The organism is Halomonas sp. RT37 (genome assembly GCF_040070525.1).
GTDB classification, from domain to species: domain Bacteria; phylum Pseudomonadota; class Gammaproteobacteria; order Pseudomonadales; family Halomonadaceae; genus Halomonas; species Halomonas litopenaei.
In genome coordinates this window covers 724198-749708 of record NZ_CP098827.1, presented here as the reverse complement: position 1 = coordinate 749708, position 25511 = coordinate 724198, and the positions used below count along the sequence as shown (strand labels likewise).

Annotated in this window: 23 protein-coding genes; 15 read left to right on the top strand and 8 right to left on the bottom strand. The window is 64.5% G+C overall.

Going from position 1 to position 25511, the window contains the following annotated elements:
• Positions 1-5 precede the first annotated feature (5 nt).
• Complete coding sequence (locus NFG58_RS03425; protein ID WP_045992173.1) at positions 6-1316, bottom strand: DUF2252 family protein; 1311 nt, start codon at positions 1314-1316, stop codon at positions 6-8.
• A 113-nt stretch (positions 1317-1429) separates the two neighbouring features.
• Between NFG58_RS03425 and NFG58_RS03420 the strand changes: the two genes are divergently transcribed.
• Together NFG58_RS03420 and NFG58_RS03415 are read left to right on the top strand one after the other, a co-directional pair.
• Positions 1430-2941 (top strand): AlkA N-terminal domain-containing protein, encoded by a 1512-nt coding sequence (locus NFG58_RS03420; RefSeq protein ID WP_231498443.1) that lies wholly within the window; start codon positions 1430-1432, stop codon positions 2939-2941.
• Positions 2925-3458, top strand: coding sequence for a methylated-DNA--[protein]-cysteine S-methyltransferase (locus NFG58_RS03415; protein ID WP_108131303.1), 534 nt, complete (start codon positions 2925-2927; stop codon positions 3456-3458). The genes NFG58_RS03420 and NFG58_RS03415 overlap by 17 nt, the downstream gene beginning before the upstream one ends.
• Positions 3459-3621: 163 nt before the next feature.
• Here the strand turns inward: NFG58_RS03415 and NFG58_RS03410 are convergent, their stop codons facing one another.
• Positions 3622-3978, bottom strand: a complete 357-nt coding sequence (locus NFG58_RS03410) for a DUF427 domain-containing protein (protein WP_045992174.1) — start codon at positions 3976-3978, stop codon at positions 3622-3624.
• A 397-nt stretch (positions 3979-4375) separates the two neighbouring features.
• Between NFG58_RS03410 and NFG58_RS03405 the strand changes: the two genes are divergently transcribed.
• Both NFG58_RS03405 and chrA read left to right on the top strand, forming a co-directional pair.
• Positions 4376-5101, top strand: a complete 726-nt coding sequence (locus NFG58_RS03405) for a hypothetical protein (protein WP_052704305.1) — start codon at positions 4376-4378, stop codon at positions 5099-5101.
• A 435-nt stretch (positions 5102-5536) separates the two neighbouring features.
• Complete coding sequence (gene chrA / locus NFG58_RS03400) at positions 5537-6700, top strand: chromate efflux transporter (protein WP_308812407.1); 1164 nt, start codon at positions 5537-5539, stop codon at positions 6698-6700.
• 252 nt (positions 6701-6952) lie between these two features.
• Here chrA and NFG58_RS03395 read toward each other — a convergent pair whose 3' ends face one another.
• A complete protein-coding gene (locus NFG58_RS03395) occupies positions 6953-7669 on the bottom strand; it encodes a DUF3581 family protein (RefSeq protein WP_222568215.1) in 717 nt (238 codons plus the stop codon).
• A gap of 258 nt (positions 7670-7927) precedes the next feature.
• Here NFG58_RS03395 and nhaD point away from each other — a divergent pair, with 258 nt between their 5' ends.
• From nhaD to NFG58_RS03370, 5 genes are all read left to right on the top strand, one after another.
• The gene (nhaD, locus tag NFG58_RS03390; protein WP_045991758.1) at positions 7928-9406 is read left to right on the top strand and encodes a sodium:proton antiporter NhaD; all 1479 of its coding nucleotides are present in this window, start codon (positions 7928-7930) and stop codon (positions 9404-9406) included.
• A 259-nt stretch (positions 9407-9665) separates the two neighbouring features.
• On the top strand, positions 9666-10178 hold the full coding sequence (locus NFG58_RS03385) for a substrate-binding domain-containing protein (protein WP_231498441.1): 513 nt from the start codon (positions 9666-9668) through the stop codon (positions 10176-10178).
• Positions 10147-11367, top strand: coding sequence for a hypothetical protein (locus NFG58_RS03380; protein WP_348827608.1), 1221 nt, complete (start codon positions 10147-10149; stop codon positions 11365-11367). The genes NFG58_RS03385 and NFG58_RS03380 overlap by 32 nt, the downstream gene beginning before the upstream one ends.
• Entirely contained in the window at positions 11367-14228 is a 2862-nt protein-coding gene (locus tag NFG58_RS03375) for an EAL domain-containing protein (protein WP_348827607.1), read from the top strand. Before NFG58_RS03380 ends, NFG58_RS03375 begins: the two co-directional genes overlap by 1 nt.
• A gap of 105 nt (positions 14229-14333) precedes the next feature.
• Positions 14334-15143, top strand: a complete 810-nt coding sequence (locus tag NFG58_RS03370) for a PEP-CTERM/exosortase system-associated acyltransferase (protein WP_348827606.1) — start codon at positions 14334-14336, stop codon at positions 15141-15143.
• Positions 15144-15223: 80 nt separating this feature from the next.
• Here NFG58_RS03370 and NFG58_RS03365 read toward each other — a convergent pair whose 3' ends face one another.
• The 5 genes from NFG58_RS03365 to nanR all read right to left on the bottom strand — a co-directional run bounded on the left by NFG58_RS03365 (position 15224) and on the right by nanR (position 18757).
• Positions 15224-16453, bottom strand: a complete 1230-nt coding sequence (locus NFG58_RS03365; RefSeq protein ID WP_348827605.1) for a DUF3541 domain-containing protein — start codon at positions 16451-16453, stop codon at positions 15224-15226.
• A gap of 55 nt (positions 16454-16508) precedes the next feature.
• On the bottom strand, positions 16509-16784 hold the full coding sequence (locus NFG58_RS03360) for a DUF2442 domain-containing protein (protein WP_124802811.1): 276 nt from the start codon (positions 16782-16784) through the stop codon (positions 16509-16511).
• Positions 16765-17007 (bottom strand): DUF4160 domain-containing protein, encoded by a 243-nt coding sequence (locus tag NFG58_RS03355; protein ID WP_124802813.1) that lies wholly within the window; start codon positions 17005-17007, stop codon positions 16765-16767. Before NFG58_RS03355 ends, NFG58_RS03360 begins: the two co-directional genes overlap by 20 nt.
• A gap of 131 nt (positions 17008-17138) precedes the next feature.
• A complete protein-coding gene (locus NFG58_RS03350) occupies positions 17139-17951 on the bottom strand; it encodes a trimeric intracellular cation channel family protein (protein ID WP_348828116.1) in 813 nt (270 codons plus the stop codon).
• A 98-nt stretch (positions 17952-18049) separates the two neighbouring features.
• Complete coding sequence (nanR, locus tag NFG58_RS03345) at positions 18050-18757, bottom strand: transcriptional regulator NanR (protein ID WP_045991761.1); 708 nt, start codon at positions 18755-18757, stop codon at positions 18050-18052.
• Between the two features lie 165 nt (positions 18758-18922).
• Between nanR and NFG58_RS03340 the strand changes: the two genes are divergently transcribed.
• From NFG58_RS03340 to NFG58_RS03315, 6 genes are all read left to right on the top strand, one after another.
• Positions 18923-19753 carry a phosphogluconate dehydrogenase C-terminal domain-containing protein gene (locus NFG58_RS03340; RefSeq protein ID WP_108448026.1) on the top strand — a complete coding sequence of 277 codons (831 nt, stop codon included), beginning with the start codon at positions 18923-18925 and terminating at the stop codon, positions 19751-19753.
• Positions 19754-19813: 60 nt separating this feature from the next.
• On the top strand, positions 19814-21079 hold the full coding sequence (locus NFG58_RS03335) for a ribulose-bisphosphate carboxylase large subunit family protein (protein WP_348827604.1): 1266 nt from the start codon (positions 19814-19816) through the stop codon (positions 21077-21079).
• A complete protein-coding gene (locus NFG58_RS03330; RefSeq protein ID WP_348827603.1) occupies positions 21076-22434 on the top strand; it encodes a four-carbon acid sugar kinase family protein in 1359 nt (452 codons plus the stop codon). Before NFG58_RS03335 ends, NFG58_RS03330 begins: the two co-directional genes overlap by 4 nt.
• Before the next feature lie 60 nt (positions 22435-22494).
• A complete protein-coding gene (locus tag NFG58_RS03325; protein ID WP_045991765.1) occupies positions 22495-23511 on the top strand; it encodes a TRAP transporter substrate-binding protein in 1017 nt (338 codons plus the stop codon).
• 118 nt (positions 23512-23629) lie between these two features.
• A complete protein-coding gene (locus tag NFG58_RS03320) occupies positions 23630-24217 on the top strand; it encodes a TRAP transporter small permease (RefSeq protein WP_124802821.1) in 588 nt (195 codons plus the stop codon).
• Positions 24214-25488: a TRAP transporter large permease gene (locus NFG58_RS03315; RefSeq protein WP_124802823.1), complete on the top strand. Its 1275-nt coding sequence runs from the start codon at positions 24214-24216 to the stop codon at positions 25486-25488. The genes NFG58_RS03320 and NFG58_RS03315 overlap by 4 nt, the downstream gene beginning before the upstream one ends.
• Positions 25489-25511: the final 23 nt, after the last annotated feature.

The window sequence follows — 25511 nt, the reverse complement described above, 5'->3', positions numbered from 1 at the left end:
AGGCATCACTGCCGATCCTTGCGTGACTGCACAAAGGTCTGATGGTCCTGGGCCACACAACGCGCGTAGCTGTGCGCCAGGGTGGTCACCATCTCGACCACCTGATCGAGGTGACCGTCGACCCGCCGGCCCACCGCCCGGGCAAAACGGCCCGGATCGTCCGGCGTCAGCGCAGCGGCGCCGCGCAGGTGCTCGCGAGCGAGGATGCCACCCCACTGCTTTACCAGCTGGCGATAGTCCTTGCCGCCCTTCAGCTTGTGGGTAGGAAAGTCTTCCTTGTAGGGCGAGCGCTCGCGCACCGAGAACACCTTGTCGCCCAGGTGCAGCCAGCCCAGGTAGATATCCGGGTGTTCGGCGATGGCGTGGAAAGCGGCGGCATGACGAATGCCCTCATGCGGGAAGGTCGCCTTCCAGGCGCGCTTGCCGGCCTCGCTCATCAGCACCAGTCCGGCCGGCCCAGGCTGCTCCTTGACGTCGAGAATGACATCGTCGTGCTCGTGGTCCTTGCCACCCTCGATCAGCACGTAGAAACGGTCCAGTCCCAGTGAACCGGTGCCCGCATCCAGACGCCGCGCGGTGTCCTTGATGCGAAAGTGCTCGTCCTCGGACTCGCTGCGCTCGCCTTTCAGGGTATCGCGATACTCCTCGTTGATGGCCTTGCGCAACTGGCTGTCCAGGTGGGCAGGCAGGTTGGACAGCTTGCCCTCACGCTCGAGCCGGCGGCCGTCATCGTCGAGCCGGGTCCACTTGTCGAGCATCTTGGCCCGACTCTTCTTGCGCTCGACCTTTTGCATGAACGGCTTGAGCGGCCCCTTGGCGCTCTCCACATTGACGTACCCTGGGGTCTCGCCTCGGCGATGGTCGGCAAGCTCCCGATGGTAGGCCAGCACCAGGTGCTTGAGACCACGGCGCAGCGCCTTGGGCGAAAGACCCTGATTGTCGTGGGCGTCCAGCACCAGACTGATGGCCAGGCGCCAGAGATCATACTGATAGTCACCGATCAGCGAGTCGTCGAAATCGTCCATGCCGTAGCGCACGTGGTCATCGTGGTGGCCATAGGCGCCGAAGTTGAAGGCGTGGGCGTCACCCTGCAACCAGGTCTGGGTGTCGACCTGACCGCCGTAGAGCGAAAAGCGCCAGTCATGCCAGACATCGGCCCAGTACAGATGATTGGTGCCTCGAAAGAAGGCGTAGGGCGAGGCCGCGATCTTGTCGAACTTGGCCTGCCGGTCGTCTTCCCTGAGACCGGTATTGGCTGCCTCGATGGCGTCAAGCACCTGACGCGGACGATTGTGGCGAGTCAAGGGTAGCGACATGCGGTTCTCCTGTGCGGGGGGGACAACGATCTTCCAGTGAGTGCCGATTTCCGCCATTGTGGGGACAAGGACGCGATAGACTTGTCCTCAAGCATACCGTCTGGGAGAGGGACATGCCTGCGCCGTCCGCCAACCTGAACGCCACCCGCCAGCCAGGCGCCCCGGGCCACGCATCAGGCGCCCGCGCATCCCACCCCATGACGCTTGACCTCGCGACGCTGCGACGTGCCCGGCTCAGCCGGGACCCACGCTTCGACGGTCGCTTCTTCGTGGCGGTGCTGACCACCGGTATCTTCTGTCGGCCCATCTGTCCGGCGCGACTGCCGCGGGAAGACAACGTGCGCTACTACGAAAGTGCGCTGGGCGCGCTCCAGGCGGGTTACCGACCGTGTCTGCGCTGTCGTCCCGACAGCGCCCCGGGCTCGCCTGCCTGGCAAGGTAGTGACACCACCCTCAAGCGAGCGCTTGCGCTGATCGACCAGGGCGCGCTGGATGGTGACTCGGTCGAGGCCCTGGCCGCACGGCTCGGTATCGGAGCTCGCCATCTACGAGGGCTGTTTCAGCGCCACCTGGGCATTTCGCCATCGGGCTATGCGCAGCATCGTCGCTGTCTGTTCGCCAAACAGTTGCTGCATGAATCGAGCCTGACCATCGGCGAGGTCGCGCTGGCCAGCGGCTTCGGCAGCGTACGACGCTTCAACGAGGTGTTCCGCGAGCGCATCGGACTCAGCCCCCGTGATATCCGCCGGCGCGTGTCGAGCACCAGCACGCGCAAGGACACAGGGCAGGGGCTCGGCCAGTGCCTGAGCCTGACCCTCGGCTATCGTCCCCCTTACGCCTTCGCCACGCTGCGCGACTTCTTCGCTCGCCGAGCGATCCGCGGTCTCGAGTGGGTCGGCGACGATCACTACGGCCGACGTTTCCGCTGGCGTAGCGCCCGTGGGCACTTCACCGCCTTCCATCAGCCCGAACGCCATGGCTTTCGTGTCGAACTGGTCATCGACGATCTGAATCAGGTGACCGGCGTCATCGCCAATATTCGGCGCATGCTCGACCTGGACGCTACCCCCTCATTGATCGACGCGACCCTGCGCGACGCGGCTCCCGTTCTGCCGCTGGTGGAAGGCCTGCGCCTGCCTGGGCTATGGTCACCCTTCGAGGCTGCCGTTCGCGCCGTACTCGGCCAGCAGGTCAGCCTCGTCCAGGCGCGCGCCCTGACCCAGACGCTGGTCGATGCCCTCGGCGAGAGGACCCCGGACGGTGGCTGCCACTTTCCGAGCGCGGCGTCGCTGGCAGGCTCGCCGCTTGCCTTTCTCGGCATGCCCGACAGCCGACGCCAGACGCTTCGACGCCTGGCCGAGGCGGTGGCAGGTGACGAGCGCAAGCCTCCGCACTGGGAGGACATTCTCGGCATCGGCCCCTGGACCGCCGGCTACGCCCGTCTAAGGGGCGAAAGCGATCCCGATGTCTGGCTCGCCGGTGACGCCGTGATTCGACGCGTCCTGTCCCCCCCTTCATTGGCTGGGGGCGACAGCGACATCGGCATCGACATTGACAAGGCCCGCCCCTGGCGCAGCTATCTGCTGCTGCAACTCTGGAGTCATGACCATGACAACGACCCTTGATCCCATCGCCTGTCTCGACGCCTTCGCTGGACTCGAGGTCTACCATCCGCCCGAGGTCGACGCTCTGGGAGCCATCGTCATCGCCGCTACCGCTGGCGGCGTCGCCCGACTCGACTTTATCGACATCGGTCGTGCCGAGACCATCACGGCTCGCCCCTCGGAGCACACTCGCGCCTGCCGCGAACAGCTTGATGACTACTTTGCGGGGCGACGCCAGAGCTTCTCGCTGCCGCTGGATCCCCTGGGCACCGACTTCCAGCGTCAGGTGTGGAAGGCGCTGTCGGAGATCCCCTTCGGCGAGACCCGAAGCTATGCCCAGATCGCCGAAGGACTCGGCCGCAAGGGAGCCCACCGGGCGGTGGGCGCGGCCAACGGACGCAATCCCATCGCCATCGTGGTGCCCTGCCACCGGGTCATCGGCAGTGATGGCAGCCTTACGGGTTATGCAGGTGGCATGGGGCGCAAGCAATGGCTGCTGGCCTTCGAGGCCCAGGAAGTGCCGCTGGAGCTGTGCTGACCAGTTCCTGGCAGCCTGACAGGGCTCTCTATCGTCAGGTGGCATGGGCCGCAAGCAATGGCTGCTGGCCTTCGAGGCCCAAGAAGTGCCGCTGGAGCTGTGCTGACCAGTTTCTGGCAGCCTGACCGCCTGACAGGGCTCTCTATCGCCAAGCGGCCCCTCTTCAGGATTCGACGCTGGCGGTCGCGACCCTGGGATCGAATACCAGGTGGGCGCGGATCGCCTGGACGCCATCGAGGGGTTGTTCGTAGCTCCACACCGAATCTTCGTAACGGCGGCCGTTGACCTCCACATGGAAGTAGCGAGCGTCACCCTTGAACGGGCAGTGGGTCCGGGTGTCGCTTTCTACCAGACGACTCATGTCGACGTCGCTGCGAGGCAGGTAGAGACGTGGCGGGTAGCCCGGTTCGGTGAGTTCCAGCGCGTGCAGGGTGTCGGCCAGGACCTGGCCTTCGACGTCCACTCTTACGCGGGTGGTCAAGGGGTAGATCGAGATTCGCTCCGTACGGGGGGTATCCATCGGCAGCATCCTCTGCGTGTCGGGAAGATGACGGTCTCGTCGAGTGCTGGCGAAGACCGAACCGGATTCCCGGGTGCCCTGCGCGGGCCCATTCCGAAGACCCCCGACGCCATCGCCTGCTCTCAAATTTCCATGAATCACAGTACCACGCCTGTAGAACACACTTTCAGCGTACTTTTTGCTGATTCAGCCTGATGCGCCGATTCAGCACAGCACTATCGCCCAGAGCCAGTGAGTGCTTATTAAGTGGTATCCGATATCCAGGTTTTTTATGCTAAGGACCGGGCGTGCGCTGAAATTCGGGCGTCGCTCTTGTCATGTCGTCCGTCCATTCGACTGCCCCCTCGTTCAACTGACCTGGTGTCTCATTCGCCCCGTCGCCATCCAAGGACATCCGATGCCCCCCTTCGCACGTACCTCCCTCATTCTGGCGCTTCCTCTGCTGACCACCGCCTGCGCCGGCATGTCCACCAGCAAGCCTGCCGTGGCCCAGCAGCTCGACTGGTCCGCCGCTCCGGTCTATTCCACCCTGACCCTGAGCGCCGGCTTCCAGCCGGATCCCCAGACCCTCGACGTGATGGCCGGCGGCAATACCCGGGCCAGTGTGGTCAGCGCCGACTGCGCCGGCTTCGTCAACGCCGAGGCTCCGGATGTGGACATCAACTACACCGCCGGCAGCTATCCGCTGAAGATCGCCGCCACCTCGGCCAGCGATACCACCCTGGTGGTCTACGACGCCAGCGGCATCTGGCACTGCAGCGATGACGCCGACGGCACCGATCCGGCGGTGGTACTGACCTCGCCCCCCAGCGGCAACTACAACGTCTGGGTCGGCAGCTACGATGGCAGCGGCCAGCTGGCACCCGCGACCCTGGTGGTATCCGAGTCGCTGTCCACCAGCAGCGCAGCGTCGGCCGGCGCCTCTGCCAGCGCATCGAGCAGCTACGTCGGTGGCGAGATCGAGTGGGGCGACGACGGCAGCCAGTGGAGCCACGACGGTGAGTGCGATGATCCTCGCTTCGCCGGCCCCGGGGTTGCCAGCGGCAATATCGAAGCCGATCGCTTCCACGACGCCAGCGACTGCCGCAGTCTGTACGAACAGGGCCGCCTCTACCTGCGCTAAGGCTTGGCTGAAAAGTGCCTGCGCTCGGTAATACGGCGTTAAAAATCGGCTTAAAATGCTCATTTACACCCCGTAAACTGCGCTTTCTCACCGATTTTTGCCTTGTCTAACCTTCGCTCGTCGACTTTTCGGACAGCGCCTAAGGCTTTCCTGAAAAGTACCGGCGCTGGCTGACTGGTGGGATGAGGCCCTGGCCGAAGGGCTAGTCGGCCAGACTGGAGATAGAGCGGAGATTGAGTTGAGATAGACTGGAGACAGAGCGCAGACAGAGAGGGGGCATGACGCCCCCTATCCATGCCACCTGCCTTCCGTTATCTCTTTTCATTTCACTGTCACCTCGAGGTGCCAGACTGGACTGCCACTTCTCGCGGTGACGTCATGGAACACAGCCCTCAACAATCGCAACAACCCCTCCGACAACAGCCGCGACGCCACTTGGATATCTTTCTGACCTTCCTTGGCCTCGGGCTGACGTCCTTCGGCGGTCCGGTCGCTCATCTGGGGTACTTCCATCAGGTCTTCGTCAAGCGCCGGGCCTGGCTGAGCGAATCCGCCTACGCCGAACTGGTGGCGCTGTGCCAATTTCTTCCCGGCCCGGCCAGCAGCCAGGTGGGGCTCGCCATCGGACTGATCCGCGGCGGCCTGGTCGGCGCCCTGCTGGCCTGGCTCGCCTTCACCCTGCCCTCGGCACTGGCGATGATGGCTTTCGCCTATGGTGCCGGTGCCATGGACGGCGCCCTTGGCGAAGCGCTGATCCACTCGCTCAAGCTGGTCGCCGTGGTGGTCGTCGCCCAGGCCCTGACCGGCATGGCCCGCAGCCTCTGCCCGGATCTTCCGCGTGCCGGGATGGCGCTGGTGGCGCTTGCCATCATGCTGGTCGTCGGCGGCATCGGCGCCCAGGTGGCGGTCATCGTGCTGGGAGCCCTGGCAGGTCTCCTGCTGCTGGAAGGCGCGACGCCAACGTCGACCGACGACGCTGGCGTGCCGGCACCATCGCTGGCGTCCTGGGTGAGTCCCGTTGCCCTGGTGCTGTTCGCGCTGCTGCTGGGAGGGCTGCCCCTGCTGCACTGGCTCTCGCCCAACGCCTGGACGACGCTGGCCGACGGTTTCTATCGCGCCGGCGCACTCGTGTTTGGCGGGGGCCATGTGGTGTTGCCGCTGCTGGACGCCGAGGTGGTCGGCCGCGGGCTGGTCTCGACTCAGGAGTTTACGGCTGGCTACGGCGCCGCTCAGGCTGTTCCGGGGCCGCTGTTCACCTTCGCCGCCTATCTGGGCAGCATTGCCGGCGGCGTGTGGGCGGGCGCCCTGGCGCTGGTCGCCATCTTCCTTCCCGGGGCCCTGCTGGTGATCGGGCTGTTGCCGGCCTGGCAACGGCTCGGCCGTCGCCCTCGCCTGAGGGCCGCCATGAGCGGTGCCAACGCCGCTGTGGTCGGGCTGCTGGGGGCCGCCTTCATCGATCCGGTGTGGCAAAGCGCCATCGTCTCGACCCTCGACGTGGCGATCGTGGTGGCAGGATTCGTGCTGCTGAAGCGGCTGCCGGTGTGGGCACTGGTGCTGGCGTTTCTGGCGTTGGGGCTGGTCAGGGGGCTGCTGGGCTAGGGCTTGTCTGAAAAGTGCCTGCGCTCGGTAATACGGCGTTAAAAATCGGCTGGTGCGCCAGCCCGGTCAAAATGCTCATTTACACCCCGTAAACTGCGCTTTCTCACCGATTTTTGCCTTGTCTAACCTTCGCTCGTCGACTTTTCGGACAGCGCCTAGGGCTTGGCGGGTACGAAAGGTGCCTGCCCATGAAGAAGGTGTCGCTCCCGACGCCGGCGATACCAGCAGCCGGCCGTCAGGTCCGGCCCGGACTCAGCAGGGAGTGCCGGCGTGATCCCGCTTCAACTGGTAGAACTGGTCGACGATGTCGTCCATGGCCTCGGCGTCATAGGGACACAGGCCACTGACCACCAGCTTCTTGCCACCATGACCGATACTTTCTCCAGCGGCGTCGATGGCGAACTCGAGGTGCACGTCACCGCGCTTGCCGATGACCTCCAGGCGGGAATCCAGCAGCCGTAACGCCGGCTCCAGCGCATCCAGTCGCGTCAGCGAAAAGCCCATGCTGTCGTAGATCACCAGCGGCCGCTTGGGATTGAACATGACACCGCAGTCTTCCATCAGCGGCTTCATGTAGTGAGGAAAGTTCTTTCCAGAAAACGCCACGTAGCAGCGCGTGAAGGCTTCGACGACGCTCTCGTCGAAGGTCGCCTCTCCGCGCCGTTCGACCTCCAGATAGCACTTGCCGTCATCGTCCAGCACCCGTATCACCCGGTCGCCTTCCTCGCGAAAACTGAGCGCCCGATCCGCCCCCACCATGGCGAGAAAGCGAAAGTTCATGTGCGGCGACAGTCCGAAACGCTTCAGCACCAGAGCGAACAACAGGTCGCCCGGTACGCAGAACCGCCGTGCGCCCGGTGTGTGAATGGGGTTGAAGTCGCCGGCTATGCACTTGGCGAAGCGGCTCGCCTGGTCAGCGGAAATCACGATGCGATCATCGACGCAGGAGTGGTAGTCATCAAGAAACATGGAACAGGCGCCTGGCTGAAACTGAAGATGGAGCTCCCGGAGGCTCTCCAGGCGAGCATGATGCCACAGAACCTGCCGAGATGAGCACCGCCGGCATCAACTAGCACAGATTCTTGCCCCGACAACCGGACAGGGCCTCACTACTCCTACCAAAGGTGCATTCCAGCGCGCCTTTGGCAGCATATTGCAGTGCAAAACGCTGTGGTAGTCTCGACGTCGATTTCTCCCTTTCTCATTCACTTTCAGGATGACATCGTCATGCATAATTATGACAACAAGAGGATACGACGACCGGGTCGCTGGCTCGTCCTCGCCGCTCTGCTGCTGATGGGGCTCACCCTGGCGGGAGCCAGCCAGGCGGTGACCGGAGAACTCGACCTCACCGGCTCCTTCGCCGGCTTTCTGGCGGTGGCCATCTTCGTACTGGCCTACGCCCTGGTGATGGCGGAAGAAAAGCTGCACATGCGCAAGTCCAAGCCCGTGCTGGTGGCGGCAGGCCTTATCTGGGCGCTGATCGGCTGGACCTACGTGCAATCCGGTATGCCGGATGAGGCCGAGCATGCCTTCCATATGACGCTGCTGGAATTCTCCGAGCTGATGCTGTTCCTGCTGGTAGCGATGACCTACATCAACGCCATGGACGAGCGCCGGATCTTCGATGGCCTGCGTTCCTGGATGGTCCAGAAAGGCTTCAGCTACCGCACCCTGTTCTGGCTCACCGGCGGCCTTGCCTTCGTCATCTCGCCGATCGCCGACAACCTGACCACGGCGTTGCTGATGTGTGCGGTGGTGACCAAGGTGGCCGAAGGTGACAAGCGCTTCATCAATCTCTGCTGTATCAACATCGTGGTCGCAGCCAACGCAGGTGGCGCCTTCAGCCCCTTCGGCGACATCACCACCCTGATGGTCTGGCAGGCCGGCCTGATCGAATTTCAGGAGTTCTTCGAACTGCTGATTCCCTCGCTGATCAACTTTGTGGTCCCGGCGGTGGTGATGAGCTTCTTCATCCACAATCGCACCCCGGACAGCCTCGAGGAGACGGTGGAGCTCAAGCGTGGGGCACGCCGCATCATCGTCCTGTTCCTGCTCACGGTGGCCACCGCCGTTGCCTGCCACACCCTGCTGCACCTGCCGCCGGTGCTTGGCATGATGACCGGACTGGGCTATCTGCAGTTCTTTGGCTTCTATCTGCGCAAGAGCCTGCCCAAGTCGCTGGATCGCAAGCGCACCGTCTATACCCAGAAGGGCGACTGGAAGAAGCTCGAGCAACTCGGCAGCGTGGTCCCCTTCGATGTGTTCAACCGGGTCGCCCGGGCTGAGTGGGACACCCTGCTGTTCTTCTATGGTGTCGTCATGTGCGTTGGCGGTCTTGGCTTCATGGGCTATCTCGGACTGCTGTCTGACGTGATGTACAACCAGTGGGACGCGACCTGGGCCAATATCGCGCTCGGTGTCATTTCGGCGGTGGTCGACAACATTCCGGTGATGTTCGCGGTACTGACCATGGAGCCAGAGATGTCCCACGGCCACTGGCTGTTGATCACCCTGACCGCTGGCGTCGGTGGTAGCCTGCTGTCGATCGGTTCCGCTGCTGGCGTCGCGCTGATGGGCCAGGCACGCGGCTATTACACCTTCATGGGCCACCTGCGCTGGGCCCCGGTGATCGCGCTGGGCTACGCCGCCAGCGTCGCGGCGCACCTGTGGTTGAACCAGGCCAGCTTCGCCATTCAGGGCTGAATCCCGGCCGTCCCTCTCTCTGCCATGCCACCTTCGCAAGCACCACATCGCCTTGCGTTGGTGGCATAAACTCTTTACTACCTCTCTTTTCCCCCACAGTGACTCACCTTAGGATAAGCTTGTTAATGCACAAGCTGGGCGCATTTGATGCGTAACGACATCTGGCTATCTACCTATAAAGAGCGTTTTTCTGCGGCCAAGCCCAAGAAATGCGACGTCGCAAGGAAGCCATGCAGGGAATCCGGAGCACTATGACACAGTGGATGCCACTCTCCAGGTGGCGATTGTCCTCCATCGAGGCTGCAGAGAGGCTGCGTTGATGCGTCGGTTATCTCTTCGCCTCCTGTTCTGCATCTGGACGGTCCTGATCTCCGGAGGGCTGGCCAGCACGGCTGCGTGGGGAAAGACCGCAGACGAGGTGGTGGTCATTTCTCATCCTGGCCTTGCCCTGAACGAGCTCGACCGCGATACCTTGCGGGCGATCTTTGCCATGCGCCTGCGCACCTGGCCCAGCGGGCAAGGCGCGGAGGTGTACGTCCTGGCCAGTGACGACCCCGTCCACGCCACCTTCGTCAAGGAATGGCTGTCTGTCTATCCTCACCAGTTGCAGCTGGCCTGGGACCGCATCGTCTTTTCGGGTACCGGGCAGGCGCCACATCGTGTGCGCAGTCAGCAAGACATGATCGACACGGTGGCCACCACCCCCGGAGCCATCGGCTACATCGAAAGGGAGTATCTGGATGAGCGCGTCCAAGCCATTGCCAGGGATTAGGTCGGTGGGTTGCCGCCTGGGGCTGCTGGCGCCTTCGCTGCTGGTGCCGCTGCTGCTGGTGTCCACCGCACAGGCGTCCCCCCTGGACACCTTCCAGGTGCACGGTTTTCTGAGCCAGGCGCTGGTGATCACCGACGACAACAACATGTTCGGCGACAGCAGCGATAGTGGCGGCAGCTGGGACTACACGGAGCTCGGCATCAACGCCTCCATCCGACCCACCGAGAACCTGCTGCTGGCCGCCCAGGCCCTGAGCCGGCGCGCCGGCGAGGTCGACAACGGTTCGGTGGAACTCGACTACGGTATCGTCGACTGGCAGATGCTGTCCGACCGGGATCGCACCTTCGGCATTCAGGTCGGGCGCTTCAAGAATCCCTTCGGCTTCTACAACCAGACCCGGGACGTGGCCTTTACCCGCCCCAGCATTCTGCTGCCACAGTCGATCTATTTCGACCGCACCCGTTCCCTGGGGCTGTCTGCCGACGGCGTCAGCCTCTACCACGAAGAGCGCATCGACAACGGCGTGATCCATGCCCAGCTGGGTGTCGGCCAGGCGCAGGTGGATGACGATGTGGAAGAGGTGCTGGGTCTCGATGTGTTACCCGGCTCCTTCGACGCCGACACCTCGGCGGTAGGCCAGGTGCGCTACGAACACGACGGCGGTCGCATGGTATTTGCCGTCAGCGCGGCTTCGGTCAAGGCCGACTACGATTCCCCCGGTGCCTTTCCCGGAGACGGCAAGCTCGATTTCCAGCCGTGGATCTTCTCTGCTCAATACAACGCCGAGCTGTGGAGCCTGACCGCGGAGTACGCGCTGCGCGACGTCAGCCTCACCGGCTTCGACGCCTTCGAGGACAACGAGAACCAGGGTGAAAGCTGGTACGTGCAATATCGCCGGCGCTTCTTCGACGACTGGCGCTGGCTGGTCCGCTACGACAGCCTGGTCAACGACCGCGACGACCGCAACGGCACCGACTACGAACGCGAAGGCCGTGGTCCGGCCCACTCCCAGTACGCCAATGACTGGACCTTCGGTCTACAGTGGCAGCCCCATTCACGGGTCATGCTGGCGGGCGAATATCACTATGTGGACGGGACCGCCTGGCTGCCGGTTCAGGATAATCCAGATCCTGAAGACACCGAGCGACGTTGGAACATGTGGCTCTTCCAGCTCTCGTTGAGGTTCTGATGCCGGTTACCAGCCCGTCACGCCCCGAGCGCCTTCGCCTGGGCCTCACATGGCGAGTGGTCACCCTCACCAGCCTTTTGCTGGTGGCGTTGGCAGTGCTGTTCACCTACCTGTCTCACACCAACCTGACACGTCAGTTCACCGCCACGCGCCAGGAGCAGATCGAGCGCCAGCAGCGTGAGCTCGAGTTCGCCATCCGCCGTTCGGAAAAAGGGTTGCAGCAGCTGGCGGGACTGATCGCGGCCTCGCCCGACCTGGGCCCTGCGCTGGAGCAGGGGGCCCCGCCGTCACCGCCCGAGGCGCTGTCCCCTGCGTTGGCCTCACTGTGGCCCTCGCTCCAGCTGGAGGCGGGCATCGAACAGATGCTGGTCTACGATGATCGCACCCGTGCGGTCATGTCGCTGGGGCTCGAACCAGGCCAGTCGCCGCCGCCTCATTATCGGCGCTGGGTGGAAAGCGTCATGTCCCGGGAGCTCCCCCTGTCGCCGCTCGAGTGCTCTCCCGAGTGCCGCCAGTATGCCGTGGTCCCGATACTGGCCAGCGGCGGCAGCGCAGGCACCCTGCTGCTGTCTCGCTCATTGGCGGACGTCGCCCGCCAGACTCGCGAGATATCCACCAGCGAAGTCGCCCTGATCAGCGTCGATACCAGCGCCACCGAAGCCGCCTTTGAACCACGTCGACTGGACGGCTGGAAGGGACGGGTACAGGCGGTGACCAACGCCTCACAGAGCCTGCCGCTGCTGCACCAGGCAAGCCGAAAAGGTTCCCTCGAGGCATTGGCGCAGGAACCCCTGCGCCTCGAACAGCAGGGACGTCATCTGGAGCTTTCCGCCGTCCCGCTGACCTCGTCCTCCGGGGCTCGTGCACCCGCCTATTTCGTGCTGATCTCGGACATCACCACCCAGATCCATGCCATCCAGCTCGATACCCGGACCCAGATGATGGCCAGTCTGTTTGGCTGGCTGTCTGCCGAACTCCTGCTGCTGGCGATCCTGCTGCGTCCCATGGCTCGACTGCGCCGGGTGGCCTCGGTGCTGCCGCCGCTGGCCAGTGGTGGCTTTTCCCAGGCGCGCGAAGCCTTGCCGCTGGCGCCACGTCGCCTGCCGGACGAGATCGACGTGCTGGAATCCAGCACCCTGACCCTGGCCGACAAGCTCGAGCGCCTGCAGCGCCAGGTGGCTCAGCGGGGGGATGAGCTGGCACGTCGTATCGATGAATTGGCCAGGGAGCGGGACTTTGTCAGCAATCTGATCGATACCGCCCAGGTGCATATCCTCACGCTGGACGAAGAGGGGCGCATCGACATGGTCAACGACTACCTCAAGGACCAGCTCGGCTGCCCCTCCCAGGAACTGCTGGGGCGTCGTTTCGACGACATCTTCGGCGCAGGCCCGGGGGACAGCGAGCCCAGCCAGCCCTTGCATCAGGAAGAACGCACCCTGACCCTTCCCGATGGGGAGCCACGCACCATCATCTGGTACCACAGCCCGCTGAACAGCGGTGCCAAAGCCTCCCTGGCACGCATATCGGTGGGACTTGATATCACCGAGCGCAAGGCCGCCGAGGCCAGACTGACCTGGCTCGCCGAGCGCGATCCGCTGACCGAGCTCTACAATCGTCGCTTCTTCCTGGAGTCGCTGCGCAAGGCCCTGGCCCGTGACGAGCAGGGCGTGGTCATGCTGCTGGACCTTGACCAGTTCAAGGAGGTCAACGAGCTCAGCGGCCATCATGCCGGGGATCGCATGCTGCATACCGTGGCCCGCCTGCTGCAGCAGGAGTACGCCCACCGAGGGGTCATCTCGCGCCTCGGCGGCGACGAGTTCGCCCTGCTGCTGCCTGGGGTCGACGACGACCACGCGATCCGCGTCGCCCAGCACCTCAACCAGTTGTTCGAGAGCCTCGGGTTCGTCGCCGAAGGACGTCGCCACCGGGTCACCGCGAGCATCGGTATCGTCCCCTTCCCCACCGAGGGCGCCACCCCCGCTGACCTGATGGCCAGCGCCGACGTGGCCATGTACAAGGCCAAGGCCAGCAACCTGCAGCGCTGGCACCTGCTGGCCACCCTGGAAAACGCCCGGGATGAGCTCAACGAGCGAGTCTACTGGGTCGACCGCATTCGCCGAGCCCTGGTGGAGGGTGACTTCGTGCTGATGGTACAGCCCATCGTGCGGCTGGAGGATCGCTCGATCCGCCACTACGAGGTGCTGCTGCGCATGCGCGACGACGATGGCAGCCTGATATCACCGGCACGCTTCATCCCGGTGGCCGAACATTCAGGCCAGATCGTGGCCATCGATCGCTGGGTGCTGCATCACTGCGTGCATGCCCTGGCGAGGCTCGAGGGCATCAGCCTGGCGGTCAACCTGTCGGGACAGTCGCTCCACGACGAAGGGCTGAAGCAGTACCTGGCCAACCTGCTGACGGTCAGTCAGGCCGATCCCCATCATCTGGTGCTGGAAGTCACCGAGACCGCCGCCGTCACCGACTTCTCCACCGCCCGCGGGGTGCTGCAGAGCGTGCGTGATCTAGGCTGTCGGACCGCGCTGGACGACTTCGGCGTCGGTTTCTCGAGTTTCCACTATCTGGGCCAGTTGCCGGTGGACTATATCAAGATCGACGGCTCCTTCATCCGCAGCCTGGCGACCAATCCCGACAGCCGCGTCATCGTCAAGGCGGTGTCCGACATCGCCACCGGCTTCGGCAAACAGGCCGTGGCGGAGTTCGTCGACCAGGAGGCGCTGATTCCGCTGCTGTCGTCCTACAACATCACCTATGGCCAGGGGTATCACCTGGGCCGTCCTGTGCCCTTCAAAGAGGTCTTCGCCTTCGATCCAGTGATCGACATCGATTCGGTAAACTAGTGCATATTGAATGGGTATTATCATAGACAGGGTGTACCGGAGCAGGGAGCCGGACGCCCGCCGGGCCTTTACGGCCCGGCTATAACAACACGGAGGTGATCCCCCATGCCAGCAGCAGACACCGAGAGGCCATCCCGGCAACAGCGCTTGCTGGAGCAGTTCGCCGACCAGTTCCGGGTGATCCTGGTAAAGACGGTCGCGGACAGGGAGCGGGTCTATTCGCTGCGCCATGACGTCTTTCTACGTGAGCTTCAATACGCCCTGCCAGGCGACAGTGACAAGCGACAGGAGCATGATGACTTCGATGAACAGGCCATCCACTGCCTGGTCGAACATCGCTCAAGCGGTCTGGCGGCGGGCTGCGTGCGACTGGTATTTCCCCCCGTCGATCGTCCGGATGACCTGCCGGTGATGAACGCCACCCGCAGCGTCTTCACGGCGCCTTCGCTACATCCGCGACAGCACGACGGGCGCCAGATCGCCGAAATTTCTCGCCTGGCGATCTCGCGGCTTTTCCGGGCCCCAAGCAAGGGCGAAGAAACGCTGCCGGTACAGTTTCCTCCGGAGGAACGCCAGGCATTTCCTTTGATCGTCACCGGCCTGTTCTTGAGCGCCCACGCCCTTGCCGGCCTGACCGCACGGCGACATCTCTACGCCCTGATGGAGCCTCCCCTGGCGCGGCTGTTGACCCTGTCCGGCTTTCGTTTCCAGCCGGTGAGCGACACCATCCACTACTGCGGTACCCGGCGTGCCTACTACATCGACAACGAATGCGCCGAGCGCGAACGCAATCCGCTGCTGACGCCGCTTTACCTTCGTCTGCACGAGTCACTGGGGGCCCAGTTGCCCGCCACCCGGGACCACCTCGACGGACTGGGGAGCCTGTGGCGCTCGACGTCGAGCTGCCGGGTATAGCAAGGCGTCGATCGAGCGTCCGACCTCTCGACCCGACCCTCGACCTGCCCCTTGAGCGGACCTCCGACCCGGCCTCCAACTCAGTCCTCTGGCGACGTTGCCAGGGACCGCCCAGGTAGTCGGCAGTCACGCTCCTCGGAGATGTCCTTGAGGACCAGCCGGGGCCTTGAATACAACCGCCCGTCCCACCCCAGTGTCATGATCGCCAGCACATTGCGATGCTCACCTTCGCCCAGATCGAACCCGCCGTCGGTGGCGGGCAGGATGCCCGACTGCGGATCCCGTCGTGCCAGCAGCGCTTCATGCAGCACCGCCACCAGCGGATGATCGGCCTGCCCTGCCAACTGCAGCGACAGCGCCACCTCGGCGATGATATCGGCCTTGACCTGCACCAACGCCTCTCCCTGGCCGAGCAACGCCGCCACCGCCCAATCGAGCTCGCCGTCGGACAGCATTCGCTGGTAGTAGTGGCTCGCGGCGATGATGAAGTGGGTCAGGCCGTAGACCCAGTTGCGATATTCCGCCGGTGACAGCTCCTCGATCCGTCCGGGTGGATAACGGTCACGAAAGGCCCGGGCGAGTTCGCCACGCAGATCCACGATCCCCAGCTGGGCCAGGAAGGCGGCCTGGTTGGCCACCTGGGCGGCATACACCGACACCACCTCGGGGTCGGTCAGAAAGGCCCGCCAATCCACTGCGCCCACGGCCTGCTCAAGCAAGCGCCGATCAGCCTCGGAAAGTTGTCCAAGCAAGCCGTGGTAGCGGGCCTGGGCCAGCCGAAACAGGATGCCCCGAGGCAGCATCATGTCGACATGTTCCGACAGCATGGCCTTGCGCCGACGCTGCTTGGGGCTGGTCTCGGGGTAGGCCGCCAGCAACTCGCGATTGCGCTGGCGAAGCCGGTCACTGTCCGCGACGGTGAAGGCGTCACGCGCGAGCTGATCGAGCAGACGTCGGCCGTAGGCATGATTGGCGCATAGGTAGGCAGGGTCACCGGTCACCCGCCACAGCCGCTGGGCGTAGTGGCGCTGCTTGTCGGCGGGAAGAAGGTCGAAGGAGGTTTCGTAGACGGCACGGATCTCGGCGGCGGCGCGCCTCTCGGCGATAGTACGACTCTCGCCAGCAGCACCGCTTTCGCCAACAGCAACACTTGCGCCAACCGCACCTGGAGATTGGCCGACAGGAGAAGATCGAGAGGCCTGCTCAGAAACCTGAGTCGAGGCAAAGACGGCAGTGTCACTCGGTAATGACAACAGGGCCGGCGATGCGACGCTCAGCAGCAGCGTCATCGCGCCGAATAGCGTGAACAAGCACGCTCGACGCACCGAAGCGCCCTTCATGGTGGTTTTCAAGCCAGACGGCCGGTCAAGCGACGCTTTCGCGGCGGCGCGTCTGATCACCGCGACCGGCCAACAGACCTGCCACAGAGACATCTTCGTCCAAGGCCTCCCAGTGCAGCCCTTCTCCGCCGCCGATCAGCTCCCACTGCTCACGTTGCTCACGTGAGCCGTGCAATAGCCTGGGAAACCAGGCCAGCGGAATCGAAAGCTCTCGCCCATCATTCAGGGTGACGCAAAATGCATCGGAGGAGAATGCCACATCAACAGCCAGGGGTTCGGATTCAAGACGTAAAGTACGCATGCCATGCCTCCAGAAACTCTGCCTGGTGCCGTTCAACCAGCCGACAGAGCTGGGTGATTTCATGGGCACGCAGACGTTTGCTCGATTGCAACTCGACCGGATCCAGCCAGAATTTCGCGACCTGATCGCCCGCCGCCACGTGAACATGGGGCGGCTCTCGTGGATCGCCTTCGTCGCTGTAGAAGAAAAACCGGTACGGGCCTTTTCTCAAGAGTGTCGGCATCACTCGCTCATGGGGGAGCGGCGTCCCCCTTGTCACCATGCAGGGGACAAATACATCGGCTCACTGAACAAGAGCATGGCACCTGCCACCTCGGTTGAACAGCGCGAACAAGTGAACGCGTCAGATCTCGCTCAGTCGATGTCCTCATCCTCGGGCCACAGGCGGGCGGCCTTGCTTCGGGAGACCATCCTCACCCGCATCTTGGGACGCGCGACGTCGGCGGACGATGCCGTCTCGCGGGCCGATGTCAGCGGTGTGTCATAGCCATCGGCCGGCATCGACGCCGGGTCAGGAGGCACCGCTGCGGCGTCGGCATCCGCCGCCCGACTCGACGCCGACTGGCCTGGAGATGGCTCGATCACCACCCAGGCCAGCACCGGCAGCGCCAGCTGCCAGCGGATCGCCGCGAGCCGCAGCCCCAGGGTGGTGGCAAGCGACAGCAGGATGCCAAGCCTGGGGGCGCCGAGGCTCGCCAATGCCACGAAGACCACACCGCCGGCGATGGCGGCGGTGGCGTAGACCTCACGACACAGCACCATCGGCACCCGCCTTGCCAGCACGTCACGGATCATGCCGCCGGCTACCCCGGTAAACAGCCCCATCAACACCGCCACGACCCCCGAGGTCCCCAGCAGCATCGCCTTATTGGCACCAATGATCACGAACAGCGCCAGACCGAAGGCGTCGGCCACCGGCAGCACCACCCGATTGAGGCGGTGGATATAGTGAAATCCGACCAGTGCGCACAGCACCGTGGCCAGGATCACCCAAAGATAGGTCGGATCGCGGATCCAGAACACCGGGGCGACACCCAGCACCAGATCACGCAGGGTCCCTCCTCCGACGGCGGTCACCGCCGCCAGCACCAGCATGCCGATGGGATCCATGCGTGAGCGGCACGCCAGCAAGATGCCCGACAGGGCGAAGACCACCGTCCCCGCCATGTCCAGGGCGTAGACCAGATCACTATCCAAGGTCCCGTTCCTTCTCGATAAGTGTCGCCCGTCCGGGGCGAGCGTCAAAAGCGGGGATCAATGCGCCCTCAACTGGGAGCGTACACCGAACGCGCCCTTTCCAGATGACGCGTCATCTCGCGAATGGCAGCGCCTTCGTCGCCGTTCTTCAACGCCGCCAGGATGCGCTCGTGCTCCTCCAGCGTCACATGCTCGCTGCCTTTCCAGTGGATCAGCGAGGTATGGAACCTGGCCAGCCACTCGAACATCGCCCGACTGACCGCGATGAAGATAGGGTTACCGGTGGTCTCGGCGATGGCAACATGAAACCCCATGTCCGCCGCGATAAAGGCATCGATGTCCTTGTTCAACGCCACCCGCTGGCGCTCCACCAGCGCCTCGAGGCGCGCCAGATCCTTGGCGCCCACCTGCCGCGCCGCCCGCGCCACCATGCCCACCTCGAAGAATAGCCGCGCCTCCTTGAGGTGTTCGAGCGAGGCGGGTTCGGTCGACAGCAGGTGCATCGCGGTCAGTTCTATCTGGGCCAGCATGCCGTCGGCACTGGGCGTCAGCACCTTGGGCCGCTGCCCGTGGTGGATCGACACCAGCCCCAGTCGCTCCAGCGCCTGCATCGCTTCGCGGATGGCCGGCCGGCCGACCCCGAAGGTATCCATCAATTCCCGCTCAGAGGGCAGGCTGTCCCCCGGCGCATAGTCGCCGTTCAGCAGTTGCTGATAAAGCCGATCGAACACCTCGTCGGACAGTTTGCGGCGAGAAATCTTCAACGAGTCGCTCATGGCCTCTACCTCGCGGCGCCAGGCCCCGCAGCATACCCATGCCAGCGGGCCTGGAACATGACACTCGACCAAGGTCGTGTTTGACAGCCTCGGCCACTTATATTGTCATCATACCAGTTGCAGCAAAGCTTGCCTCTTCCACTTTTTCACACAGGTTACCTGGCCATGACGACCATTGCCTTGATCGGTGCCGGCGGCAAGATGGGCGCCCGCCTCTCCCGCAATCTCAAGACTTCGGACTTCGACGTGCGTCACGTCGAGGTCAGCGAACAGGGCCGCCAACGGCTTCGCGACGAACTCGACATCGAGTGCGTCGACAGCGCCGAGCAGGCGGTGGCCGGCGCGGATGTGGTCATCCTGGCCGTTCCCGACACCCTGATCCAGAAGATTGCCGCCGAGCTGTCACCGTCGATCGAAGCCGGCACCATGGTGGTCTGCCTGGACGCCGCCGCCCCCTTCGCCGGCCATCTGCCCGAACGTGACGACCTGGTCTACTTCGTCACCCACCCGTGTCACCCGCCGATCTTCAACGACGAGACCACCCTCGAGGCCAAGCGCGACTATTTCGGCGGCAGCCACGCCACCCAGCATATCGTCAGCGCCTTGATGCAGGGCGATGACCGCCACTTTGCCCTCGGCGAGGCCGTGGCCAGGACCATCTATGCCCCCGTCGGGCGCAGCCATCGCGTCAGCGTTGAACAGATGGCGCTGCTGGAACCCGGTCTGTCGGAAACAGTATGTGCCACACTGTTATCGGTGATGCGTGAAGCGATGGACGAGGTCGTGGATCGAGGCGTCAGCCATGAGTGCGCCAGGGACTTTCTGCTTGGCCATCTCAACATCCTCGGTGCGGTGATCTTCGATGAGCAGCCCGGCGCTTTCTCGGACGCCTGCAACAAGGCGATCGAGAACGGCAAGCCGATGCTGATGCGCGATGACTGGAAGCGGGTGTTCGAACCAGACGCCATCGCCGACAGCATTCAGCGCATCACCTGAGGGGCCACGCTCTCCACAGAGTCTGACGACAGCGCCATCGCGAGTATCAAGAGGCCAGGCATGAACCGAATCGAAGCCAGCTACCTGATCGAGACCCCCTTCGAGGTGGAGCAGGCCTGCCAGGTGATGGCCGGGGAGCAATCCTGCGGCACCTTCACCCGCCTGGCCGCGGAAACCGATGACTTTCGAAAGCGTCATGCCGCCAGGGTCGAGTCCATCGAATTGCTCGACAGCGTCGATGCGCCCTCGCTGCCCATGCCGACCCGGCCCCAGCCGCCCGGCACCCGCTACCAGCGTGCCCGGGTGCGTTTGTCCTGGCCCCTTGAGAACCTCGGTCCGTCGTTGACCACGCTGATGGCCACCCTCGCCGGCAATCTGTATGAACTCAAGGAATTCTCCGGACTCAGGCTGCTCGACGTCAGCCTGCCCCACGCCTTTGCCGAGGCCTGCCCCGGGCCCCAGTTCGGCATCGACGGTACCCGCCGCCTCAGCGGCGTCGACCAGGGTCCCCTGATCGGCACCATCATCAAGCCCAGCGTCGGGCTCTCACCCGATGCCACCGCCGAGGTGGTGAAGGAACTGCTGGATGGCGGCATCGACTTCATCAAGGACGATGAACTCCAGGCCAACGGCCCGCACTGCCCGTTCACCGAGCGGGTCGACGCGATCATGCCGCTGGTGCTCGAACATGAGCAGCGCACCGGACGCAAGGTCATGGTGGCCTTCAACATCACCGGCGAGATCGACGAGATGCGCCGGCACCACGACCACGTGCTGGCCGCCGGCGGCAGCTGTGTGATGGTCGCCCTGAACGCGGTGGGTCTGGCCGGCGTCAGTCATCTGCGGCGCCACTGTGAGCTGCCCATCCACGGCCACCGCGCCGGCTGGGGCATGTTCAGCCGGGAGCCGCTGCTGGGCATGGACTTCGCCGCCTGGCAGACCTTCTGGCGCCTGGCCGGCGTCGATCACCTTCACGTCAATGGTCTGGCCAACAAGTTCTCGGAGTCCGACGACAGTGTCGCCGCCAGCGCCCGGGCCTGCCTGACGCCGCTGTTCGACCCCCCGGGACCCGCCCACACCGTGATGCCGGTATTCTCGTCCAATCAGACCGCCTGCCAGGCCATCGACACCTGCCGCGCCATGGGGGGCCGCAGCGACATGATCGTTACCGCAGGCGGCGGCATCATGGCCCACCCTGGCGGTATCGCCGCCGGCGTCAGGAGCCTGCGCCAGGCCTACGACGCCGCTGCACGCGGCATCTCGCTGGCCGACCACGCCCGTGATCATGGCGAATTGGCCCAGGCTCTGGAGACCTTCTGCCCATGAACGACCTGCTGCTGAGCTACTACGGCGACGACCTGACCGGCTCCACCGACGCGCTCGAGGCCCTGGCCTGCCAGGGCGTCCCCAGTGTGCTGTTCACCGCTCGCCCCAGCGCCGAACAGCGAGCGCGCTTCGATCATTGTCGTGCCCTGGGTCTGGCCGGCACCAGCCGCAGCGAGTCCAATGACTGGATGCGCCGCGAGCTCAAGCGTTCCTTCCAGTGGCTGGCCGAACAGAGCGCAGCGCTGACCCACTACAAGACCTGCTCGACCTTCGACAGCAGCCCCGAGGTCGGCAGCATCGGTTGTGCCATGGAGGTCGCTCGCGGCGTCTTCGGCGAGACACCGATCCCACTGGTGGTGGGGGTGCCGCAGATGCGCCGCTACACCGTCTTCGGCGAGCTCTACGCCGCCTATCAGGATCAGATCTACCGCATCGATCGACACCCGGTGATGTCGCGCCACCCGGTCACCCCCATGCACGAGGCGGACCTGCGCCGCCACCTGGCCGCCCAGACCACTCTGCCGGTCGGCCTGATCGATGTGCCCAGCCTGGCCCTGCCGGATATCGACGAACGCGTGGATCACGCCCTCGCCGAGCATCCGGCGGTGCTGTTCGACGTGCTCGAGCCCCCCCATCAACAGGCGGTGGGTCATCAACTCTGGCGCACTCGCCCGCAGCAACAAGGCGGCAAGGGCGGCTTCGTGGTCGGCTCGTCCGGCGTCGAGTACGCCTTGCTCGCCGAGTGGCGACGCCTGGGGCTGGTGGAAGGGGGCGAGGACTTCACTCCGCCCCGTTCGGTCGAGCGCATCGCGGTGGTCTCCGGCAGCGTCTCCAGCACCACCGCACGCCAGATTCACTGGGCGGTCGAGCATGCCGGTTTTCAGCGCATCGAGCTCGACGCCCGCAGTCTGGCCATCCCCGCCCATCGCAACGAGGCCATGGCCACCGCCATCCTCAAGGCACTGGATGCCCTGAGCAGTGGCCGCAGCGTCATCCTGCACACCGCCATGGGACCCGACAGCCACGACGACAGCCTGGCCACCGAATCCAGCCGCCACAGTCTGGGCAAGGCCCTCGGCGAGATGCTCAAGGCGCTGGTGGACGATCAGGGGCTGACCCGGGTGAGTGTCGCCGGCGGCGACACCTCGAGCCATGCCATCGCCGCCCTGAACATCCATGCCCTGACGGTCAAGATGCCGCTGCCGGACACCCCGGGTTCGCCGCTGTGCCAGGCCCACAGCGACGACCCGCGCTACCAGGATCTAGAGATCGCCTTCAAGGGCGGTCAGATCGGTGGCGACGACTACTTCGAGCGGCTAAGGCGAGGACGAGCCCTGACCGACCACGAGCACTGATCCGGCCGTGCCACCGGGCACGGCCACACCCAAGCGTCATCCCGCAAAGAGGAAACAACAATGACGACGACTGTACGCCACGCAACACGCCGCCCCGCCTTTCACCTCAAGCCCTGCCTGCTGGCCGTGGCACTGGCCGGGTTTGCCCTGCCAGCGGCCGCCGCCCAGACCATCACCGTCGGCCACACCACCTCGGACAGCTCTCACTACTCCGAGGGTATCGATGCCTTCAAGGCGACCCTGGAGGAGCTGTCCGACGGCGAATTCACGGTCAACGAGCAGCCCTCCGGTGCGCTGGGCGGCGAGCGCGCCATGATCGAAGGCCTGCAGATCGGCACCATCGACGCCGTTGTCACCTCCACCGGGCCGCTAGGCAACTTCGTCCCTGAGACCTACGTGCTCGACCTGCCGTTTCTGTTCAAGGACTACGACCACGCCCGCTGCGTGCTGGATGGCGAGGTCGGCCAGGACCTGCTCGACAAGATCGGCGAGCACGATCTGGTGGGTCTTGCCTGGACCGAGAACGGCTTCCGCCACATGACCAACAGCCAGCGTGACATCGAGACCCCCGAAGACGCCCAGGGTCTCAAGATCCGCACCATGGAAAACGAGATGCACATGGCGGCGTTCAACGAGATGGGCGTACATCCGACACCGATGGCCTTCCCGGAGCTGTTTACCGCGCTGCAGCAGGGCACCGTGGACGGCCAGGAAAACCCCATCTCGGTGATCCTCACCGGCAACCTGTGGGAGGTCCAGGATCGCCTGTCGCTGACCGGCCACGTCTATTCTCCGGCCATCATGCTGGCCTCGCCGATCCTCTGGGACGGCCTGTCCGATGAGCAGAAGGGTTGGTTCATGGAGGCCGCCCAGGCCGGCGCCGAGGCCACGCGTGCGATGGTGTCGAGACTCGAGACCGAAGGCGTCGAGGAACTCAAGGCCAAGGGCATGACCGTGGTCGATGACATCGACAAGTCCCAGTTCCAGGCCGCCGTCGAGCCCTCCTACTCGGTCTACACCGACGAGTACGGCTCGGAGATGCTCGATCGCATTCGCTCCAGCGACTGCGGCAGCTGATCGTCCACTGATCCTCGACTGACCTTCCCGCCCGAGCGCTCGCTACCTGCCGTTGGCGAGCACTTGGGCGGTCAAGCCTGACCCGTCCTCGGGCCTTACCCGCGATGAGGAAAGCCCCATGCTGGATCTGTTCTTCCGTCTCGAGCGGGCCATCTCCCAGGTCGCCCTCTACGCAGCGGTGCTGATGTTGATCGCCTCGGTAAGCCTTGGCTTCTACCAGGTGCTGACCCGGTTCGTGTTCGACGCCCCCTCCACCTGGTCGGAGGTGATGGCCCGCTCCACCATGATCTGGTGCGTCTTTCTGGGCGCCGCAGCGACCTTTCGCGGCGGCTACATGATGGCCGTCGAAGTGATCTACAAGCTGGTGCCGACCTCCGCCCTCAAGGCGCTGGAGATACTGATCGCCACCTGCTGCATGATCGTCCTGGCGATCCTGGTGATCTACGGCTATCAGATGACGCTGCGCGTGCAGAACCAGATGCTCTCCGGCGTCGGCATCTCGATCGCCTGGATCTACGCCGCCATTCCGATCGGCGCCGCCTTTTCGCTGCTGTCGGTGATCACTCGACTGATCGCCCAGTTGACCGGACGCGAGACCATCGGCGTGGTCGATGCCGAGGCCCCCGCACACGTGCCTGAACCCGAATCCAGACCTGGCCCTGACACTGGGACCTCGTCCGGTACCGAAGGGAGGAAGCAGCCATGAACGCCGCTATCGGACTGTCGCTGATCATCCTGTTCGCCCTGGGCGTGCCGATCGCCGTGTCGATCCTGCTGGCGTCGGTGATCGGTATCGAGTTCTTCACCCGTTTTCCGCTGCTGATGGTGCCCCAGCAGATGTTCGTCGGCATCGACAACTTCCCGCTGATGGCGATCCCCTTCTTTATCCTGGCCGGCAACCTGATGGCCGCCGGCGGCATCTCCCAGCGCCTGGTGGACCTGGCCAAGTCCATCGTCGGCGGGCTCCAGGGCGGGCTCGCCATGACCTGCGTGCTGACCTGCATGATGTTCGCCGCGGTTTCCGGCTCGAGCGTGGCCACTACCTTCGCCATCGGCTCCATCCTGATTCCGGCGATGGTGGCCCACGACTACCCGCGTCCGCTGGCGGCCTCGATCCAGGCCTCCTCGGCGGAGCTCGGCGTACTGATCCCGCCCTCCATCCCCTTGATCCTCTACGGCGTCAGCACCGACACCTCGATCGGGCGCCTGTTCATTGCCGGTATCGGTCCGGGGTTGTTGATCGGCTCGGCGCTGCTGCTGTTTCTGTACATCTTCTGCAAGCTGCGCGGCTACGGCCTGCGCGACCGCGAGGATCGCGCCGCCTTCACCACCTCAATGCGTCGCGCCTGGGCCGCTCTGCTGATGCCGGTGGTGGTCATCGGCGGCATCTATGGCGGGGTCTTCACCCCCACCGAGGCCTCGGCGGTGGCGGTGTTCTACGCCCTGATCGTCGGCGGTCTGGTCTACCGTGAGCTGCCGTTGTCGGAGCTGGTGCCGATCCTGCGCCAGAGCGTGATTTCCACCGCCACGGTGATGCTGATCATCTCGGCGGCGGCGCTGTTCAGCTTCCTGATCAGCCGCTCGGGGCTGCCCGGCGAGGTTGCCGCCTGGGTCACCCAGGTGTTCGAGAGCCCGGTCAGCTTCCTGCTGGCGGTGAACGTGATGCTGCTGGTGATCGGCATGTTCGTCGAGACCTCGGCGGCGATCCTGGTGCTGGCCCCGATCTTCACCCCCATCGCCGTGCAGTACGGCATCGACCCGGTGCACTTCGGCCTGATCGTGGTGGTCAACCTGGCGCTCGGCATGTTCACCCCTCCGCTAGGGGTCAATCTGTTCGCCGCCTGCGCGGTGGCCAAGCTGTCCATCGACGAGCTGATCCCCTGGCTTGCGCGCTTCGTGCTGGTGGTGCTGGTCTGCCTGATGGCCATCACCTACATGCCCTGGATCTCGCTGGGCCTGGTCGATCTTTTGTACTGATACCGATCACTGCCCCGGCCGCG